This window comes from Acidovorax sp. NN32 (assembly GCF_057597245.1).
Genome location: NZ_CP199679.1, coordinates 3,999,652 through 4,018,287, shown reverse-complemented (window position 1 = coordinate 4,018,287; position 18,636 = coordinate 3,999,652). Strand labels below are relative to the sequence as shown.

16 protein-coding genes are annotated in these 18,636 nt (G+C 64.9%); 9 read left to right on the top strand and 7 right to left on the bottom strand.

Annotation, left to right across the window (positions count from 1 at the left end; translation table 11 throughout):
• Position 1: 1 nt before the first annotated feature.
• A complete protein-coding gene (locus ACT89O_RS18480) occupies positions 2–1,207 on the bottom strand; it encodes an imelysin family protein (RefSeq protein ID WP_487260817.1) in 1,206 nt (401 codons plus the stop codon).
• 322 nt (positions 1,208–1,529) lie between these two features.
• On the opposite strand from ACT89O_RS18480, the gene ACT89O_RS18475 reads away from it, so the two are divergent.
• Complete coding sequence (locus tag ACT89O_RS18475) at positions 1,530–3,755, top strand: PhoX family protein (RefSeq protein WP_487256279.1); 2,226 nt, start codon at positions 1,530–1,532, stop codon at positions 3,753–3,755.
• Positions 3,756–3,882: 127 nt separating this feature from the next.
• On the opposite strand, the gene ACT89O_RS18470 is transcribed toward ACT89O_RS18475, so the two are convergent.
• From ACT89O_RS18470 to ACT89O_RS18455, 4 genes are all read right to left on the bottom strand, one after another.
• Complete coding sequence (locus ACT89O_RS18470) at positions 3,883–4,698, bottom strand: FecR family protein (protein WP_487260816.1); 816 nt, start codon at positions 4,696–4,698, stop codon at positions 3,883–3,885.
• On the bottom strand, positions 4,655–5,497 hold the full coding sequence (locus ACT89O_RS18465) for a BPSS1780 family membrane protein (protein ID WP_487260815.1): 843 nt from the start codon (positions 5,495–5,497) through the stop codon (positions 4,655–4,657). The genes ACT89O_RS18470 and ACT89O_RS18465 overlap by 44 nt, the downstream gene beginning before the upstream one ends.
• A gap of 124 nt (positions 5,498–5,621) precedes the next feature.
• Entirely contained in the window at positions 5,622–6,572 is a 951-nt protein-coding gene (locus ACT89O_RS18460) for a homoserine kinase (protein WP_121420833.1), read from the bottom strand.
• 114 nt (positions 6,573–6,686) lie between these two features.
• Positions 6,687–7,046: a hypothetical protein gene (locus tag ACT89O_RS18455; protein ID WP_055401044.1), complete on the bottom strand. Its 360-nt coding sequence runs from the start codon at positions 7,044–7,046 to the stop codon at positions 6,687–6,689.
• 53 nt (positions 7,047–7,099) lie between these two features.
• On the opposite strand from ACT89O_RS18455, the gene polA reads away from it, so the two are divergent.
• The 5 genes from polA to ACT89O_RS18430 all read left to right on the top strand — a co-directional run bounded on the left by polA (position 7,100) and on the right by ACT89O_RS18430 (position 13,346).
• A complete protein-coding gene (gene polA / locus ACT89O_RS18450) occupies positions 7,100–9,898 on the top strand; it encodes a DNA polymerase I (protein WP_487260814.1) in 2,799 nt (932 codons plus the stop codon).
• A 108-nt stretch (positions 9,899–10,006) separates the two neighbouring features.
• Entirely contained in the window at positions 10,007–10,612 is a 606-nt protein-coding gene (locus ACT89O_RS18445; RefSeq protein WP_487260813.1) for a hypothetical protein, read from the top strand.
• Positions 10,613–10,779: 167 nt separating this feature from the next.
• Positions 10,780–11,679, top strand: coding sequence for a glutathione-dependent disulfide-bond oxidoreductase (gene yghU, locus ACT89O_RS18440; protein ID WP_487260812.1), 900 nt, complete (start codon positions 10,780–10,782; stop codon positions 11,677–11,679).
• A gap of 21 nt (positions 11,680–11,700) precedes the next feature.
• The gene (locus ACT89O_RS18435; RefSeq protein WP_487260811.1) at positions 11,701–12,333 is read left to right on the top strand and encodes a glutathione S-transferase family protein; all 633 of its coding nucleotides are present in this window, start codon (positions 11,701–11,703) and stop codon (positions 12,331–12,333) included.
• Between the two features lie 86 nt (positions 12,334–12,419).
• The gene (locus ACT89O_RS18430) at positions 12,420–13,346 is read left to right on the top strand and encodes a LysR family transcriptional regulator (protein WP_121420828.1); all 927 of its coding nucleotides are present in this window, start codon (positions 12,420–12,422) and stop codon (positions 13,344–13,346) included.
• 20 nt (positions 13,347–13,366) lie between these two features.
• Here the strand turns inward: ACT89O_RS18430 and ACT89O_RS18425 are convergent, their stop codons facing one another.
• A complete protein-coding gene (locus ACT89O_RS18425; RefSeq protein WP_487260810.1) occupies positions 13,367–14,584 on the bottom strand; it encodes a D-amino acid dehydrogenase in 1,218 nt (405 codons plus the stop codon).
• A gap of 313 nt (positions 14,585–14,897) precedes the next feature.
• On the opposite strand from ACT89O_RS18425, the gene ACT89O_RS18420 reads away from it, so the two are divergent.
• The 3 genes from ACT89O_RS18420 (at position 14,898) to ACT89O_RS18410 (ending at position 17,641) form a co-directional block, all read left to right on the top strand.
• Complete coding sequence (locus ACT89O_RS18420) at positions 14,898–15,788, top strand: amino acid ABC transporter substrate-binding protein (RefSeq protein WP_121420826.1); 891 nt, start codon at positions 14,898–14,900, stop codon at positions 15,786–15,788.
• 12 nt (positions 15,789–15,800) lie between these two features.
• Positions 15,801–16,577, top strand: coding sequence for an aspartate/glutamate racemase family protein (locus ACT89O_RS18415; RefSeq protein WP_055401531.1), 777 nt, complete (start codon positions 15,801–15,803; stop codon positions 16,575–16,577).
• A gap of 101 nt (positions 16,578–16,678) precedes the next feature.
• The gene (locus ACT89O_RS18410) at positions 16,679–17,641 is read left to right on the top strand and encodes an amino acid ABC transporter substrate-binding protein (protein WP_431150164.1); all 963 of its coding nucleotides are present in this window, start codon (positions 16,679–16,681) and stop codon (positions 17,639–17,641) included.
• A gap of 25 nt (positions 17,642–17,666) precedes the next feature.
• Here the strand turns inward: ACT89O_RS18410 and ACT89O_RS18405 are convergent, their stop codons facing one another.
• Positions 17,667–18,557, bottom strand: a complete 891-nt coding sequence (locus tag ACT89O_RS18405; protein ID WP_121422815.1) for an NAD-dependent epimerase/dehydratase family protein — start codon at positions 18,555–18,557, stop codon at positions 17,667–17,669.
• Positions 18,558–18,636: the final 79 nt, after the last annotated feature.

Here is an 18,636-nt window from a genome sequence, read left to right as displayed (position 1 = left end):
TTCAAGGCTGGACCAGCGTCAACTTGGTGATGCCAATGGCGTTGGCGGCAGCGACCAGGTCCTTGCTTTGTTGTGTGAGGCTGTCGATGGTCTTCTGGATGCGCTGGCGGCCCGGGGCGTCCTTGCCGCCGATGATTTCGCGATCGAACGGGGCCTGAATGCCTTCTGCGGCGACCACCGATGCGGCGATCTGCTGCGTGGTCTTGTCGGCCAGCGCGGCGTCCCTGGCGGCCACCAGGTCACGCAGCGACGGGCCTTGCAGCACCGTGCCGTTGGCCTGCTTGTACTGGCCCAGCCACACGTTCTGGATGCCCAGTGCGTTGGTCACCGCATCGCGGTGGGTGTTGTCCGAAAAGCACGAGTGCTCGTCTTCCTGGTCCTGGCTGTTCAGCGCCACTTCCAGCCGTTCGCCGGCCAGTTCGCCGCGCGACAGCGAGCCCAGGCCCACCAGCATCTTGCGCACCGATTCCTGGCCGCCTTTGACGAAGCGGGCGCGGTAGTTGTTCTTGGCATCTGGCGCCCAGGCCTTCACCAGCGTGGTGAGGTCGTCGATGAGCAGCTCTGTCACCACGTTCAGGTATTGGCGGCGGCGGTCGGCATTGGGGGTCTTGCCATCCACAAAGTCTTCAAAGCTGCGGTTGCCCGGGCCGCTGTCTGACAGGTCCTGGCCCCACAGGAAGAACTCGATGGCGTGCCAGCCAGTGGCAATGTTTTCCTCGCCGCCACGCTCGTTCTGCGCGGACAGGTTCTTCTTGTTGATGGTGAACTTGCGGTTGTTCACCAGCCCGGCGTTGGCCTTGCCTTGCACGCTGTCCACAAACGATTCGTCCATGGGCCAGGCGTTGATGCGGCCTTCCGGGCCGTTGTCGTTGTCAATGGGGCCGCCGTAGAAGCGGAAGGCTTCGGTCTGCCCGTAGAACTCGCGTGCGGCCAACCAGGTCTTGCGGGCTTCGGCCAGCGTTTCTGCAGAGGGCTTGGCGGTGAATGCCAGCACAGCCGTCTGCAGGGCCTTGGCGGCATTCAGCGTGTCGGTGTAGTTGGCATGCACCAGGTGGCCGTAGTGCGCGGCCACCATGTTGGTGTTTACCGCCTGTGCGTTGGCCGACGGGGCCGGCGCCCCACCTGTCTGCGCTGCTGCGTGAGTGCCATAGGTGCACAGGGCCAAAGCGGCCACCAGGACCGAGGTCTTCAGAAAGGAATGGGGCATGCAGAGGTCTCCGGGGCAAAGGGGCGCGCAGGCCATGGCATGGAAGGCGGGTGGGCCTGCAAGGGCGCTGCGGTGGTCAACGAAGGGGCCGCACTGGCTGAGGGAGCCTGTGCACCACAAGGTGCGAGGGCGTGGCTGGGTGGGCGAGGGCAGGTTTTGATTATACAAATAGTAGTGATTCGTATTTGTGTATGTCCACCTCTGGTGCCACCACCAGCTTGCAGGGATTTGCTGTCATCAAACCGCCGCAAAAGCTTCACGGCGATGTCACCCACGGTTTCTACGCTCCATGGGTTTTGTAACCAACAACCCGAGGAACCCCATGAACCACCGTGTGGCTGCGCCCGAGCAGGCGATTGACTTCAACAACGAGAACTCCAACACCTCTGCCAACCCCAGCTTTGATGCGGTGCTGGGCGCTCGCCTGTCGCGCCGTGGCCTTCTGCGGGGCAGCGTGGGCACGGTGGGCACCACAGTGCTGGCGGGCTTTGGCGTGTCGGCCTGCGGCGGCAGCGACGACCCAGCAGTGACTCCACCCCCTGCCGGCCCCAAGCTGCTGGGCTTTGGCGCGGTGCCCAAGAGCCTGGCCGACGTGGTGGCCGTGCCTGCAGGCTACACCGCCAGTGTGCTGTTTGCGCTGGGCGACCCCATTGCAGCAGGCGTGGCTGCCTACAAGAACGATGGCACCGATGGTGACTTCGACAAGCGCGGTGGTGACCACCACGACGGCATGGAATGGTTTGGCCTGGGTGCTGACGGCAAGCGCAACGACAACGCCATCGAGCGCGGGCTGCTGGCCATCAACCACGAAGCCACCACCGACGAAAAGCTGTCATCCCACTTCCTGCATGCCAACGGCGGCACGACCACCTTGCCACGCCCTGCGGCCGAAATCGACAAGGAAACGGCGATCCACGGCATTGCCGTGATCGAAGTCGCCAAGTCGGGTGGCAAGTGGGCCTACGTGCAGAACTCTGCGCTCAACTTCCGCCTCACGGCACTGAGCCCCATCGAGATCTCGGGCCCTGCGCGTGGCAATGCGCAGATGATCACCAAATTCTCCCCCACGGGCACCACCACACGCGGCACGCTGAACAACTGCGGCACGGGCAAGACGCCCTGGGGCACGTTCCTCACCGGTGAGGAAAACTGGTTTGGCTACTTCACGCGTGGCGCTGCCGACGATGCCGCACGCGGCAACGACAAGAGCGTCACGGCCCTCAAGCGCTATGGCCGCAACCAGGGTGCTGCATCGCGCCACGGCTGGGAGAGTGGCGGCGCCGCCGACCAGTACCAGCGCTGGAACAACAGCAAGACCGGCACCTCGGTGGACGGCAGCGACGACTACCGCAACGAGATGAATGGCATGGGCTACATCGTCGAGATCGATGCCTACGACAAGACCCGCATGGCCAAGAAGCGCACGGGCCTGGGCCGCTTTGCGCACGAAAGCGCGGCGTTTGGCAAGGTTGAGGCAGGCAAGCCGCTGTCGGTGTACATGGGTGACGATTCGCGCGGCGAATACATCTACAAGTTTGTGTCCACCGCGCTGTGGAATGCCGCCGATGCCAATGCCGCCGACCGCATGGCCGTGGGCGACAAGTACCTGGACAGCGGCAAGCTGTATGTGGCCAAGTTCAATGCCGATGGCACGGGCACCTGGGTCGAGCTGGCGCTGGCCAACACCGCCATCAGCGGCTATGCAGCCTACAAGTTTGCCGACGCAGCCGACATCGCCATCAACACGCGCCTGGCGGCCGATGCCGTGGGCGCCACCAAGATGGACCGCCCCGAATGGAATGCCGTGAACCCCGCCAACGGCGAGATCTACTTCACGCTGACCAACAACAGCAACCGCAGTGTGAACCCCACGGGCAGCCAGTACCTGCCCGATGCCGCGAACCCACGTGCCTACACCGACATGAAGGGCACCTCGGCACAGACCGGCAACCCCAATGGCCACCTGGTGCGCATGAAGGAAGGCGCCTCGGTCTCGGCCTTTACCTGGGACGTGTACCTGTTCGGCGCCGAAGCCGGGGCCGACAAGGCGTTGGTCAACATCTCGTCGCTGACTGCTGACCAAGACTTCTCCAGCCCCGACGGCCTGGCCTTCAGCAAGGCCACCGGCATCTGCTGGATCCAGACCGACGACGGTGCCTACACCGACGTGACCAACTGCATGATGCTGGCCGCTGTGCCCGGCCAGGTGGGTGACGGCGGCAAGAAGACGCTGAGCTACACCAAGACCGACGGCACCAAGCTGGACATCGTGACCCCCGTGGGCAAGGCTGCCACCGAAAGCACGCTCAAGCGTTTCCTGGTCGGCCCCAAGGGCAGCGAAATCACCGGCGTGGCTGAAACGCCCGACGGCAAGGCCATCTTCGTGAACATCCAGCACCCCGGTGAAGGCACCGCCTTGGCCAATGTGGGCGACGCCACCAAGTACCAGAGCCAGTGGCCCGCCAACGCAGGTTACGGCGCAGGCAAGCGCCCCCGCTCTGCCACCATCGTGATCACCAAGAACGACGGCGGCGTGATCGGGACCTGATCCCCCGTTAGTTCGTTTTTTGACCGACCCGGCCCGCTGGCCAGAGGGTTGCCACCAACAGGGCAACCCACTGGCCAGTGGGCCTTGTGCGTTGCGGTTGGCGCGTTGCCAGGGGCGCGGTCGGCAGTCAGTAGGTGCTGGTGTCGCCGGGGGGCGGTGGCACGGCGCGGGTGGGTGCCGGCGGTGTGGTTTCCGGCGTTGTGCCGCCGGGCGCGGGGTAGTTCATCTGCCCGCTGCCGTCTTTGGTGCCCTTGCGCCCGGCAAGCTGCCAGGCCGTGCGCTGGCCGATGAGGCCGGCCAGAAACTCCAGCTCTTCGTCGGTGTGGTTGATGGCACCTGCAGGGGTCAGAAGGCGGCCGTCGCGCGGCGCAGGCTCGGCCCAGAACGACTGGTGGTAGACCGACTGGCTGACCACGCTTTCGTTGCCAGCGGCCAGGTCCACCGTTCCATAGCAGTTGCAGAAGTAGCCCCGGTGGTCCAGCTCGGGGAACACCTCGGCATACACACCGGTGCCCCGGATACCCGCCGTGGCGGTGGGCAAAATCACCTGCCGGTCGGTGCCTTGCCCCCACACGCTGGCCACCGCGCCGGTCAGCACCCGCAGCACCTTGACGGCGGTCGGCGTGTCGCCCTCCAGCGCCAGGCGTGTGTTCTGCCGCACCATGAAAGCGCTGTTGCCCACGGCAAAGACGGCAGTGGAGCCCGGCCCCGTTTCGATGCGGTCACCGGCGGCGATGCTGCCCTGTGCCGTCAGCGGCTGCCCATTGCGCAGCACATCCCCGCGCACTTCGACGATGTTGCTGCCCGATTGCGCCTGCGCGGCCATCCACCCGCCTGCGGCCACCCACGCGGCGGCGGCCTGCAACAGGCTGCGCCGCCGGTGCCAGAGAAGCTCGTTGTCAGTCCGGCCCAGGAGCAGGGGAGTCGGGTGGTGGTGTGTCATGGGACGGCTCGGGTTCTGGGGTGGAAGGGGGCTCGTAGCTGTCACGGAAGGTGAACACCACCGACGTGAAGAACATCGCCGCCATCATCAACGCGGCACCCACCATGATGCCGCCAGCCGCCGATGCCGCAAGTCCCGCCGTAGCCAGCAGTGCCGACACCAGCGCCACCACCAGCCCCCCCAGCAGAAACACGCCCAGCCAGCCCAGCCCATAGACCAGGAATGCGCTGAAGTTGCGCACACAGGCCACGATGCTGAAGAACAGCGCCTTGACCGGCGGCACGCCATGCCAGTGCACCAGCCCCGGGGCGTGCCAGAACAGCAGCGACAGCGGCAGGTACAGCACCATGGAGAGCCACATCGCGCTCTGGAACGCCGGGTCTTCGGCCACTTCCTTGCTGAGCTGGGCACCGCCCAGGTACACCTTGGCGAACTGCCCGCCGTCGATCAGGGCCGACAGGCCCATCACCGCCAGAAAGCAAGCCGCGTACAGGGCGCCCAGCACCAGCATGTCACGCAGCCGCCGCTGCCCGGTGCGAAACGCCACCAGCAGCACGGCCGGTGTGGGAAACCGCCCCTGCGAGGCTTGCGCCGCCGCCACCATCATGGCCAGGGTGGCCGATGGCAACAGCATCAGCGCCACCGCAGGGCCGACCAGCGGAATCATGGAGGCCAGCGACATGGACGCCATGGTCATGAAAAACAGCGCTGCCAATGCCATGGGCTGCTTCCAGAACGTCCGTATACCAAGCTTGACCCAGGTCATGCCAGTGCGGGCGGGGACGATGTGGAGTTTCATGAAGGTGCTGCTGAAGAAAGGTGGGGCCTGCGCCCGGGCATTGCCGGCAGCCAGAAGGCCGCCCATGGCAGTGCAATAGCTTGGAATTTACCCCAGCGGCCCATTCCGGCCACTGCACAAGGGCTCAGGCGTGCACTGGGTGTGCAAGGCGAGCACGCAAGACGCGCTCGAAATGGGTGGGGTCGTGCGGCGTGAGCATCGAGGCTTCGCGCGGCAGGTAAAAGTCCCACAGGCGCGAGATCCAGAACCGCAAGGCACCGGCGCGCAGCATGGCAGGCAGCAGTTCGCGTTCGGCCGCGTTGAGCGGGCGCACTGCTTGGTAGGCGTCCAGCATGCGGGTGGCGCGCTCGGCGTCGTGCGCGCCGGTGGCCAGGTCGATGCACCAGTCGTTCAGGCACACCGCCAGGTCAAACAGCCAGGTGTCCACGCCCGCAAAGTAGAAGTCGAAGAAACCCGTGAGCTCCTCGCCATCGAACATCACGTTGTCGCGGAACAGGTCGGCGTGCACGGGGCCCCTGGGCAGTGCGGCATACGCGGCGCTGGCCGCCACATGGTTCTGGTAGGCCAGCTCGGACCGCAGCAGGGCGGCCTGGGCCGAATCGATGTGGGGCAGCACCACGGGCACGGTTTCGTTCCACCAGGGCAGGCCGCGCAAGTTGGGCTGGTGCCGGTCAAACCCACGCCCCGCCAGATGCATGCGGGCCAGCATGGTGCCTACGGCCGCGCAGTGCACGCCCTGGGGTGCGAGCTGGCTTTTGCCGCGCAGCTTGTTCACCACCGCAGCGGGTTTGCCACACACGGTGTGCAGGATGTCGCCGTTCTTGTCAGCACGCGGGTCGGGCACGGGCACGCCGCCGTGCGCCAGGTGTTTCATCAGGTACAGGTAGAACGGCAGTTGTGCCGCCGTGAGGCGCTCGAACAGCGTGAGCACGAACTCGCCCTGGTCGCTGGTCAGAAAGTAGTTGGTGTTCTCAATGCCACCCTCAATGCCGCGCAGCTCTACCAGCTCACCCAGTTGCAAACGGCGCAGCAGCTCGCGCGCCTCGGTGTTGGAGACTTCGGTAAAAACGGCCATCGCTCAGGGGGGTTACAAAGAAATGAAAAACTGGCAGAAGAAGGGCAGGGCGTGCAGCGGCTTCATGGGGGCCGCGCGGTGGCGCTGCCAAATACCGCAGTCGCCGCAGGGGCCTCAGAACTTCAGCACGTTCCAGACACGCGGGGCGGTGGTGGTCTCGGCGCCGCTGTTGCTGCCTGCGCGGCTGCGTGCGCCATCGGGCGACTGCACTTCATAGCCGGGCATGTTGCCGGTCTTGGGCTGCACCGAAATCGTCTGTGTTTGCCCGCCCACACGCAGCTCATCAACGCGGCTGCCCGCGTCTTCCACCTGGATGCGCTCGGTACGCTGGTTGGTGCGGCCTGCAGATTGCTCTTGATTTGAGAGCGCTTCGCGCTTGTCCGTCGTGCCCTGAGGGGCATTTTGGCTTGGATTTTGGGCCAGGGCGGTGCCGGAGGCAATGCCCAGCAGCAAAAGGAGGTAGAGAGCGCGCATCGGGCGATTGTAGAGCGCTGCCTGGGTGGAGTCCGGCCGTGCACAATCCGTGCATGACTGACAAAAAGACCCTGGTGCTGGTGGACGGCTCCAGCTACCTCTACCGCGCCTTCCACGCCATGCCCGACCTGCGGGCGGTGCCGGGCGACCCCACAAGCCCTGCCACCGGTGCCATTCGCGGCATGATCAACATGATGCAGGCCCTGCGCAAGGAGGTGGTGGCCGACTACGCCGTGTGCGTGTTCGACGCCTCGGGCCCCACCTTCCGTGACGCCCTGTACACCGAATACAAGGCCACGCGCTCGCCCATGCCCGACGACCTGCGCAGCCAGATCGAGCCCATCCACCAGGTGGTGGACCTGCTGGGCTGGAAGGTAGTGGCCGTGCCCGGCGTGGAGGCCGACGACGTGATCGCCACCTTGGCCCACGTGGCGGCCGCACAGGGCATTGAGGTCATCGTGTCCAGCGGCGACAAGGATTTGAGCCAGCTGGTCAATGAGCACATCACCATCATCGACACCATGAGCGGCAAGCGCCGCGATGTGGCGGGCGTGACGGCAGAGTTTGGCGTGCCGCCTGCGCTGATGGTGGATTACCAGGCACTGGTGGGCGACACCGTGGACAACGTGCCCGGCGTTACCAAGGTGGGGCCCAAGACGGCCGCCAAGTGGCTGGAGGAATATGGCTCGCTCGACAATCTGATTGCCAACGCCGACGCCATCAAGGGCGTGGCGGGCAACAACCTGCGCGAGGCCATTGCCAGCGGCCAGCTGGCCTTGAGCCGCCAGCTCGTCACCATGAAGACCGACTGCGCGCTGGCCGACTACATCCCCGGCCTGCCCGCGTTTGACGACATCACGCTCGACGCGCCAGACAACGCTGGCCTGCTGCCGTTTTACGAACAATACGGCTTCAAGGGCCTGGCCGCTGCCATCAAGGGGGCCGCAGCCCCCGCCGCTACAGCCCCCACCGTCGCCATGCCCGGCCAAAGCGGCGACCTGTTTGCCGACCATTCCGCCAGCACCGTGGCCGAAGAAGCCCAGCACCGCACCGTGGTGTACGACACCATCCTGAACTGGGCGGACTTTGACCAGTGGCTGGAGCGTCTGCACAAAGCCCCGCTCACGGCCATCGACACCGAGACCGACTCCCTCGACGAAATGCGTGCGCAAATCGTCGGCATCTCTTTCAGCGTACAGCCCGGCGAGGCCGCCTACATCCCCCTGCGCCACGAAGGCCCCGACGCGCCCGCGCAACTGCCGCTGGATGATGTGCTCGCCCGCCTCAAGCCCTGGTTGGAAAACCCCAAGCACCACAAGCTGGGCCAGCACATCAAGTACGACCGCCATGTGTTTGCCAACCACGGCATCGAGGTGCAGGGCTACGCGCACGACACCATGCTGCAAAGCTACGTGCTGGAAGTGCACAAGCCCCACAACCTGACCAGCCTGGCCGAGCGCCACACTGGCCGCAAAGGCATCACCTACGAAGACCTGTGCGGCAAAGGCGCGCACCAAATTCCGTTTGCCCAGGTGCCGGTGGACAAAGCCGCCGCCTACTCGTGCGAAGACTCCGACCAAACTCTGGACGTGCATAACGCCTTGTGGCCCCTGCTGCAGGCCGATGACAAACTGCGCTTCATCTACGAACTGGAGATGCAAAGCAGCGAGGCCCTGTACCGCATCGAACGCAACGGCGTGCTCATTGACGCCCCCACCCTGGCCGCCCAAAGCCACGAACTGGGCCAGCGCATCCTGCAGCTCGAAACCGAGGCCTACGAGATTGCAGGCCAGCCCTTCAACCTGAGCAGCCCCAAGCAGCTGGGCGAAATCTTCTTCGACAAGCTGGGCATGCCGGTGGTGAAAAAGACGGCCACTGGCGCCCGCAGCACCGACGAAGAAGTGCTGGAAAAGCTGGCCGAGGACTACCCCCTGCCCGCCAAGCTGCTGGAGCACCGGTCGTTGAGCAAGCTCAAAGGCACCTATACCGACAAGCTGGCGCAACTGGCCCTGCCACGTACAGGCCGCGTGCACACGCACTACGCGCAGGCTGTGGCGGTGACCGGGCGCTTGTCCAGCAACGACCCCAACCTGCAGAACATCCCCATCCGCACCCCCGAAGGCCGCCGTGTGCGCGAGGCCTTTGTGGCCCCCGCAGGCCGCGTGATTGCCAGTGCCGACTACTCCCAGATCGAGCTGCGCATCATGGCCCACCTGAGCGGCGACCACTCGCTGCTGCACGCCTTCCACGCCGGGCTGGACGTGCACCGCGCCACTGCCGCTGAAGTGTTTGGGGTGGAGGTCAATCAGGTCACCAGCGAGCAACGCCGCTACGCCAAGGTCATCAACTTTGGCCTCATCTACGGCATGAGCAGCTTTGGCCTGGCCAAGAACCTGGGTATAGAAACCAAGGCCGCCGCCGCGTATATCGACAAGTACTTTCAGCGCTACCCCGGCGTGAAGCAGTACATGGACGAAACCAAGGCCGCCGCCAAGTCCATGGGCTATGTCGAAACCGTGTTTGGCCGCCGCCTGTACCTGCCCGAAATCAACTCCCCCAACGGTCCCCGCCGCGCCGGGGCCGAGCGCGCCGCCATCAATGCGCCCATGCAGGGCACGGCGGCTGATCTCATCAAGCTGGCCATGGTGGCTGTGCAAAAAGAGCTGGACGCGCACAAGCCGGAGATCCAAATGATCATGCAGGTGCATGACGAACTGGTGTTCGAACTGCCCGAGAGCGAGGTGGACTGGCTCAAGACCCACATCCCGCGCCTGATGGCGGACGTGGCGGCGCTGAAGGTGCCGTTACTGGCCGAGGTGGGCGTGGGGGCTAATTGGGATAAGGCGCATTGATAAGAGACATGCGAGACGGCGTTAGCCGTCATGTCCGGTTTCTAGCCGTCGCCTAAAGCGTCAACACATAGGTACTTGCTGTGGAGGTGCAGATTGGATTCAGGTCAGTTGAAAGTCCTTGCTGTGGAGATTGCCAGCGCTTTGGGTGTACCTCCTTGGTGGTCCTATCCGCTTATGTTGATTCTCGTTTGGGTAGCCGCTTTCCTTGGCTCCTATCTGAGCGAGAAAGGAAAAGGTCTGGCGACTAAAGAGGATGTTGAGAACCTCACGAACAAAGTAGAGGGCATTAAGCGGCAGCACCTAGAGATCCTAGAGGACTTGAAGGCCGGGCATCAACTCCGAATGGTTGCTGCTGAAAGACGTTTGCAGGCACATCAGGACGCATTTGCTTTGATGCGTGAGCAATTCAATGCGATGCATACAAAGGAAGCTGGGGTAGTCGCGGGAAGGTGTCTTCAATGGTGGGAGCGCAACTGCGTATATCTCGGGCCGAAGAGCGCTCAGGCTTTCTATGACGCCCTCTGGGCTGCGGCGCGGCATGAAAGTTTCTTGTCCTCTAGAGCCCCTGCCGAAGCGGTTTCGGAAAACTGGAAAAAGATCACATCAGCGCCTAACGTCATACTGGCTGAAGTTGCTCTTCCTCCGTTGAACATGTCTTCAGAAGAGCGCGAAAAGGTGACTGAGCATGGTCGCAATGACGTACGCAGCAGCTAAGCAAGCCGCCTAACCGAATGAATCACTGTGCGCGTTGTGAGAGTCAATTCTGAAGGAAGCTTTTGCGGGTGATTCGTGCATGCCAGCCGTAAATTGTCGCCATCGCTAAACTGGCTCGGTAATCGCTAGCGACTTAGTTTGCTCTCATTTATCAGCCTGGAGTCTGCATGTCTACCACCCCCTACACCCCCCCCGCCATCTGGCAATGGAACAAAGAAAACGGCGGCCAGTTCGCCAGCATCAACCGGCCCATTGCCGGGGCGACGCACGACAAGGAGCTGCCCGTGGGGCGGCACCCACTGCAGCTGTACTCGCTGGGCACGCCCAATGGCGTGAAAGTCACGGTCATGCTGGAAGAGCTGCTGGCGCTGGGCCACGGCGGGGCGGAGTACGACGCGTGGCTGATTCGCATCAACGAGGGCGAGCAGTTTGGCAGCGGGTTCGTGTCTGTGAACCCCAATTCCAAGATCCCGGCGCTGCTGGACCGCACCGACCCGGCCCACCCGGTGCGTGTGTTCGAGTCCGGCGCCATCCTGATGTACCTGGCCGAGAAGTTTGGCAGCGCCTTCTTGCCCAAAGACGGCGCGGCGCGGGCGGAGTGCCTGTCGTGGCTGTTCTGGCAGATGGGAAGTGCGCCGTTTGTGGGCGGCGGGTTTGGGCATTTTTATGCTTACGCGCCGGTCAAGATCGAGTACGCGATCGACCGCTATGCGATGGAGGCCAAGCGCCAGCTCGATGTGCTGAACCAGCGCCTGGCCGTGACCGAGTACGTGGCGGGCAATGAGTACACGGTGGCGGATATTGCGATCTGGCCCTGGTATGGCTTGCTGGTGAAAGGGCAGGCCTACAACGCGGGTGAGTTTTTGCAGGTGCATGAGTACAAGCATGTGGTGCGCTGGGCCGAACAGGTGGCCAAGCGCCCGGCGGTGCAGCGGGGGCGCAAGGTGAACCGCGTGCAGGGCGACCTGGCCAGCCAGTTGCGCGAGCGGCATGACGCCAGCGACTTTGACACCAAGACGCAGGACAAGATCGAGGCTGCGGCAGCAGCTTCTTCACCCGCACGCTGAGTGTTTTTGCAAGGCGTCACCATGATCACTTTGTACGACTGCGCCACCGCGCCCAGCCCGCGCCGCGCGCGCATCCTGCTGGCAGAAAAGGGTGTGGCCCACGACACCGTGCAGGTGGACCTGCGCAATGGCGAGCAACTGGGCGATGCCTACCGCCAGATCAACCCGCAGTGCACGGTGCCCGCGCTGCGCACCGAAGAGGGTTTGCTGCTGACCGACAACGCGGCCATCACCGCGTATGTCGAGGCGCGCTACCCGCAGCCTGCATTGCTGGGCGAAACGCCTGCAGAAAAGGCCGAGATTGCCAGCTGGAACTGGCGCATGGAGTTCGAGGGCCTGTTGGCCATTGCCGAGGCGTTGCGCAACAGCGCACCCGCCATGGCCAACCGGGCGCTGCCCGGCGCGGTGGACTACCCGCAAATACCGGCGCTCGCCGAGCGGGGGCTGGTGCGCGTGGGGCAATTCTTTCAGTTGCTCAACGAGCGCTTGGTGGACCGCGACTTCATTGCTACCGACCGCTTCAGCGTGGCCGACATCACGGCGGTGGTGGCGGTGGACTTTGCGCGCGTGGTCAAGCACAAGCCGGGCGAGCAGCACCCGCACTTGCTGCGTTGGCGTGCGGCCATGGCGCAGCGGCTGTCGATGTCGCTCTAACTATCGCGCTGCTCCAGTCCCCGTTTGAGTCGCAATGGGTGGATGCAAGGATTGCGCATCGGGCCTGTTCCTTGCATTGTTAGCCCATGCGCCTTCGCCACATAGAAGTTTTCAACGCCGTCATGCTCACCGGCAGCGTGAGCGCGGCGGCCCGCCTCATCAACGTCACGCAGCCTGCGGTCAGCCGCATCCTGGCGCATGCCGAGCTGCAGCTGGGCTTTCCGCTGTTCCATCGCCTCAAGGGCAAGCTGGTGCCCACCACCGAGGCGCAGACGCTGTACCCGCACATCGAGCGTTTGTTCACCCAGCTCGATGATGTGCAGCGCCTGGCCAACAGCCTGAAGGGCGACCAGCGCGAGGGCGAGTTGCACATCCTCAGCGTGCTGGCGCTGAGCTACGAGGTGCTGCCGCGCGCGCTGCGGTTCTTTCGGCAGAAGCACCCGGATGTGAAGGTCACCATCGACGCGCTCCATTCTCCGCAGATCGTGTCGGCCCTGGTGCTGCAGGAGGCGGATGTGGGCTTTGTGTTCAGCGCCATCGCCCACCCTGCGCTCACGCAGGAGCACCTGGCCGATGGCCGCATGGTGTGTGTGGCGCCCAAGGGCATGCTGGGTGCGGCGCTGGTGGATGCGGGCGTGGCGCACCTGGCCGATCTGGCCGACACGCCGGTCGTGCGGCTCGACGTGCGCGACCCTATCGGCACGGTGGTCAGCCATGCCTGCCGTGAAGCCGGTGTAGGCCTGCAGACGGCGATCACGGTGCAGACCTACCACGCCGCGCTGGCCCTGGCGCACCACGGCCATGCGGTGGCGGTGGTGGACACCTGCACAGCTGCTTCGGCCGACCGCAGCAAGGTGGATGTGCTGGCGCTGGCGCCGCACATTGCCGTGCCCATCAAGTCATTGCGCACCGTGAACCGGCCCAGCTCGCTGCTGGCCAGCGCCATGACGCAGTGCATGCGCCAAGCGGTGGCCGAGACGCTGGAGTCTGTGGGTCTGCGGGAGGCCGAATAGCGCCGTTTGGGGAGGGCTGCTCAGGCTGTCGGCACCACCAGCTCGGCCACCTGCGCGGCCGTGCCAAACGCCAGCGTAAAGCCCAAAGCGCCGTGGCCCGTGTTCAGCAGCAGGTTGTCGGGGGCGTGGGTGTGCCTTCCCACCAGCGGCACGCCCGTGGGGGTGGCCGGGCGCATGCCGGTCCAGGGGCGCAGCTCGCTGAAGTCGCTGCAGCCGGGGAACAACGCGCGGGTGGCCTCGCACAGGCTCTGGATGCGCGCGGGGGGGATGTGGTCGTCGTGCCCCACAAGCTCGGCCATGCCGGCCACGCGCAGGCGCTGGCCGATGCGTGCAAAGACCACCTTGCGCGCCGCATCGGTCACGTTCACGCGGGGCGCTGCACCGGCAGCGTCCGTCGTATCCAGCGTGACGCTGTAGCCCTTGAGCGGGTAGATGGGCAGGCGAAAGCCCAGGGTCTTTGCCGCCTGGTGGCTGGCGCTCCCCAGGGCCAGCACAAATTGCTGCGCCTCGATGGCGCCAGCGCTGGTCTGGACGGCTGCAATGCGCCGCGCATGGTGCACAAAGCCCTCCACGCGCGTGCCCAGCACAAAGCGCACCCCGCGTGCCGCCAGCAGCCTGTGCAGCCCCTGGCACACGGCCAGGCAATCGGCCGCGCATTCGCTGGGGGTGTAGATGGCGCCTGCAATGCTGCGGTGGTAGTGCTGCAGCGCGGGCTCGATCTCCACACAGCGCTGGGGCGAGACGGCTTCCTGCTCGCTGCCCCAGTCGCGCTGCAGTTCCATCTGCTGCTGCGCTGCGGCGAGGCCCGCAGGGGTGCTGTACAGCACGAGCTTGCCAGTGTTGGAGAAATTGCAGTCCAGCTGCTCGGCCTGCAGCATGGCTTCAAAAGCTTGGCGGCTGAGTGCGGCCAGGGCCAGCAGGTGTTGGGTGCTGCACTCGGACGTGCGCCGGTTGCAGGCCCGCAAAAACTCCAGGCCCCAGCGCCACTGGTGCACGTCCCACTGCGGGCGCATCTTGAGCGGCGAGCGGGGCGACAGCAGCAGTTCGGGCAACTGGTGCCACAGGCCGGCATTGGCCAGGGGCTGCACATAGCTGTAGCTCAATTGCGCGCCATTGCCGCCGCTGGCGCCAGCACCGGGCTGGGCCTGGTCGATCACGGTCACCTGCATGCCACGCTGGTGGAGCTCATAGGCGGTGGCCAGGCCCACGATGCCCGCGCCAAGGACACATACCTGCATCTTGTGTGTTCTACGTTGTTGACTGAAAGTCAATGTAGGGTGAGGGCGGGCCTTTGAACAATGCCAATGCCATGCGCAGCCATGCCGGGAAGTTATGCGTGTGCACCGATGGAAGGCACATAGCACGGAACTGCCGCGCGGAATGGGAAAAATGGCACTTGGATGGTGCGGCGGTGTGCACCAGATCGGCGGCATAACTTTTGGTCATGACGTACCCGTGCAAATGAATTGTTCAAGTGCGGCGCGAATTTTTACAGTGCCCCTGCGTTTCGCTTTTTCAACCGTCCACCTGATTTTTCGCAAAGGGATTCCCATGAAGCTCTCCGCCGTCACCTCCGCCGCCATCGTGCTCACCGGCCTGCTGGCCAGCACCATGGCCAGTGCCGACACCCTCAAGAAGGTTGCCGAGTCGGGCAAGATCACGCTGGCCTACCGCGAGTCATCGGTGCCCTTCAGCTACCTCTCGGGCCCCGGTGCCCCGGTGGGCTTTGCGGTGGACATCTCGAACGCGGTGGTTGATGCCGTGAAGAAGCGTGTGAACAACCCCGCCCTCAAGGTGGAACTGCAGGCGGTGACATCGCAGAACCGTATTCCGCTGCTGACCAACGGCACCATCGACCTGGAGTGCGGATCGACCACCAACAACACGGCGCGGGGCAAGGATGTGCAATTTGCCATCAACTACTTCTACACCGGCACGCGCCTGCTGACCAAGAAGACATCGGGCGTCAAGAACTACGCAGACCTGGCCAAGAAGAAGGTGGCCAGCACCTCGGGCACCACCAATGCACAGGTGATTCGCAAGTACAACCGCGACAACAACCTCGACATGGACATCGTGCTGGGCAAGGACCATGACGACTCCGTGTTGCTGGTTGAAACGGGACGGGCGGAAGCGTTTGCGATGGATGACATCCTGCTGTTCGGCCTGATGGGCAACCAGCGCAACCCGGCCGATTGGACGGTGGTGGGTGATTCGCTGCAGGTGGAGCCCTATGCCTGCATGCTGCGCAAGGATGACCCGCAGTTCCAGGCGCTGGTCAACGGCGTGATCGGCGGGATGATGAAGTCGGGCGAATTCGAAAAGCTCTACACCAAGTGGTTCATGTCGCCAGTGCCACCGCGCAACCAGAACCTGAACCTGGCCATGAGCAAGGAGCTGCGCGAGAACCTGGTGGCCCAAAGCGACAAGCCCGCACAGTAAGCCGGAGCGCGCATGTCTTTAGTGTCTGCAAGCCACCCCCACGCCCCGCAGGTGGTGGGGATTCTGGGCGGGATGGGCCCGGCCGCCGGGGCTGACTTTGTGCGCCTGTTCGTGCAGGCCTGCACCGACCGCATGGAGGTGCTGGGCATTCCGGTGCACGACCAGGCCTACCCCGAGCACTGGCTGGCGCAGGTGCCCATACCGGACCGCACGGCCGCGCTGAACGACACGCGCCCCGGCGCGCACCAGCCCGCAGACCCCATGCTGCAGGCCACCGGGCGGCTGGCTGCGCTGGGCGCGCGAGTGGTGGCGATTGCCTGCAACACGGCCCATGCCTGGCACGGCATCCTGCAGCAGCGGTTTCCACAGATGGTGGTCTTGCACGGCGTGCAGGAGGTGGTGGCCGAGCTGTCGGCGCGCAAGGTGCAGGGCGTGGGGCTACTGGCCACACGCGGCGCCTACGACGCGGGCCTGTACCAGCGTGAGCTGGAGCGTGCGCGCATCGCCTGCTTTGTACCCGACGACCATGAGCGCGAGCAGTTGATGCAGGGAATCTACGACGGCGTGAAGGCGGGCAACTATCCGCTGGCGCGACAGCGCTTTGAGGCCGTGTCGATTGCGCTGCAGGAGCGCTACGGCGTGTCCACGCTGATCATGGGCTGCACCGAGATTCCCCTGGCGCTGGCGGAGCACCCCCGGCTCGAAGGGCTCTCGCTGGTGAATCCCTCGGTGGTGCTGGCCTCGGCCCTGGCCCGGCATGCCTACTGGCACATCCATCCTGCGGGCTGAGCCCAGCGCACTGCCGTCGGCTTGGTGAGCGGCCGAATCCTTTTTCTTGCCATGTCCTCAGTCTGCCTGGGGTGGCGACTTCTTGATTGAAGGTGAACACCATGACAGTTGCGACGGTCGGAAAAAGGCTGGGCGGGAGCATGAGCGCGGCCGTGCTTGCGCTTGCGTTCGGCATGGCGGGTGGCGGCAAGGTGCTGGCACAGGCGGCGGCACCATCGCAGGCGGCGCCGTCGTCACCATCCCTGGGGAAGACGCTGCAACGCATCCAGTCCAGCGGCGTGGTGGTCATCGGCCACCGCGAATCGTCCATGCCGATGTCCTATGTGGCCCACGGAACACCCATGGGTTACAGCGTGGATGTTTGTCTGCAAGTTGCGCAGGCGCTGGGGCGCCATCTCAAGCTGCGCGAGACCAAGGTGGCCTACCGCCTGGTCACTTCCAGCAGCCGCTTCGATGCCATCGAAAAAGGCGAGGTGGACCTGGAATGTGGCTCCACCACCAACACGGCAGCGCGCCGTGAGCGCGTGGCATTCACCATTGCGCATTTCATTGCCTCGTCGCGCATCGTGGTGCAAAGCGACAAGCCTTATTCCCGCATCGAAGACCTGGATGGCAAGACACTCGCATCCACAGCGGGCACCACCAACATTGATTCGCTGGCGCGCGAGGCTGCCACCAAGTCGGTGCGCGTGCGCATCGAGCCCGCCAAGGACCACGCCGAAGGCTTCGGCTGGGTGGTGAGCGGCAAGGTCGAAGGCTTTGCGATGGACGACGTGCTGCTCTACGGCCTGCGCGCCAGCCACACCAAGCCGCAGGACCTGAAGGTCATCGGCAAGCCCATGACCATCGAGCCTTATGCCGTGGCGTTTGAGCGCAACAACCCCGAACTCAAGGCCGTGGTGGATGCCGAGCTGCGCCGTTTGATCCAGACCCGCGAGCTGCACCGCCTGTATGACAAGTGGTTCACTCAGCCGATTCCCCCCCAAGGCATCAACCTGGGCATGCGCATGCCGCACCTGCTGGTGGATTCGCTCAAGTACCCGTCGGACTACGTGCCGCAGTAGGCACGGTGGCGCGCGGGGTGGGCCTTCAACGCCAGGCCGTAGCCACCAGCTGGCTGTAATGCACGCCTTTGCGCCCCAGCAACTGCTCGAACACGGCCGGATTGCCCACGTTGTCGCTGCCCAGCATGCTCAGGGTTTCGGTGCACCAGGGCACGCTGGGCACCGCATCGCCCATGCGGGCGCTGAGCTGCGTCAGCGCGTCGGGCAGGCGCAGCACGCGGGCGGGGCCGTGGCCCTGTTGTTGCCGCAGGCTGGCGACGAAATCTCCCATGGTCAGCGCTTCCGGCCCCGGACATTCAATGAGGCCCTGGGTGGCCATGGCTGGGCCCAGCAGGGCAACGATGGCAGCGGCCAGGTCGTGCACCGACACGGGCTGCACGCGCGCCGTGAGCATCGGGCCGGGGAACAGCGCCACGGGCAGGCGGGCCAGATTCATGAACAGGGCGCTGCTGTCGCCGCCTTTGCCAAACACCACGCTGGGCCGCAGGATGGCGGGGTTCAGGGCGCCCCGCGCGGCCAGGGCCTGTAAATGCACGTCGGCCGCGCGCTTGGTGCTGGCGTAGCGCGTGGTGCTGCCCTCAATGCCCAGCGCCGAGATGTGCACCACCCGCCTCACACCCGCCTGAGCACAGGCGTTGAACAAGGCCACGGGGGTGTGCTGGTGGACGGCGTCGATAGGGCGTGCGCTGCTGTCGCGCAGCACGCCCACAGCGTTGACGACGGCGTCGATCCCCGCCAGGCGTGGCAGCCACGCATCGGGCGTGGTGTCGCGGGCAAAGTCTATGGGGATCTGCAGCGGCTGCGCGGTGCGCTGGCGGGGCGAAACCCCGCCGTGCACCGTGTGCCCTGCGCGGGTCAGTGCCGCTGCCACGGTGTGGCCAATGAATCCGGTGGAGCCGGTCAGCAGGATGTGCATCAACAGTGCCTTTGAAAGGAAAAGAAGGTCATCGGCGGGTGCGGGTTCTTGGAGCGGTGCACGAAAAAAAACGCTGAGT

Bases quoted from the DNA above. Each gene is read 5' to 3' on its own strand.
- ACT89O_RS18435 (WP_487260811.1), top strand. From the start codon at position 11,701: ATGATCACTTTGTACGACTGCGCCACCGCGCCCAGCCCGCGCCGCGCG.
- ACT89O_RS18460 (WP_121420833.1), bottom strand. From the start codon at position 6,572: ATGGCCGTTTTTACCGAAGTCTCCAACACCGAGGCGCGCGAGCTGCTG.
- yghU (WP_487260812.1), top strand. From the start codon at position 10,780: ATGTCTACCACCCCCTACACCCCCCCCGCCATCTGGCAATGGAACAAA.
- ACT89O_RS18480 (WP_487260817.1), bottom strand. From the start codon at position 1,207: ATGCCCCATTCCTTTCTGAAGACCTCGGTCCTGGTGGCCGCTTTGGCC.
- ACT89O_RS18410 (WP_431150164.1), top strand. From the start codon at position 16,679: ATGACAGTTGCGACGGTCGGAAAAAGGCTGGGCGGGAGCATGAGCGCG.
- ACT89O_RS18475 (WP_487256279.1), top strand. From the start codon at position 1,530: ATGAACCACCGTGTGGCTGCGCCCGAGCAGGCGATTGACTTCAACAAC.
- ACT89O_RS18405 (WP_121422815.1), bottom strand. From the start codon at position 18,557: ATGCACATCCTGCTGACCGGCTCCACCGGATTCATTGGCCACACCGTG.
- ACT89O_RS18420 (WP_121420826.1), top strand. From the start codon at position 14,898: ATGAAGCTCTCCGCCGTCACCTCCGCCGCCATCGTGCTCACCGGCCTG.
- polA (WP_487260814.1), top strand. From the start codon at position 7,100: ATGACTGACAAAAAGACCCTGGTGCTGGTGGACGGCTCCAGCTACCTC.
- ACT89O_RS18455 (WP_055401044.1), bottom strand. From the start codon at position 7,046: ATGCGCGCTCTCTACCTCCTTTTGCTGCTGGGCATTGCCTCCGGCACC.
- ACT89O_RS18465 (WP_487260815.1), bottom strand. From the start codon at position 5,497: ATGAAACTCCACATCGTCCCCGCCCGCACTGGCATGACCTGGGTCAAG.
- ACT89O_RS18425 (WP_487260810.1), bottom strand. From the start codon at position 14,584: ATGCAGGTATGTGTCCTTGGCGCGGGCATCGTGGGCCTGGCCACCGCC.
- ACT89O_RS18430 (WP_121420828.1), top strand. From the start codon at position 12,420: ATGCGCCTTCGCCACATAGAAGTTTTCAACGCCGTCATGCTCACCGGC.
- ACT89O_RS18470 (WP_487260816.1), bottom strand. From the start codon at position 4,698: ATGACACACCACCACCCGACTCCCCTGCTCCTGGGCCGGACTGACAAC.
- ACT89O_RS18415 (WP_055401531.1), top strand. From the start codon at position 15,801: ATGTCTTTAGTGTCTGCAAGCCACCCCCACGCCCCGCAGGTGGTGGGG.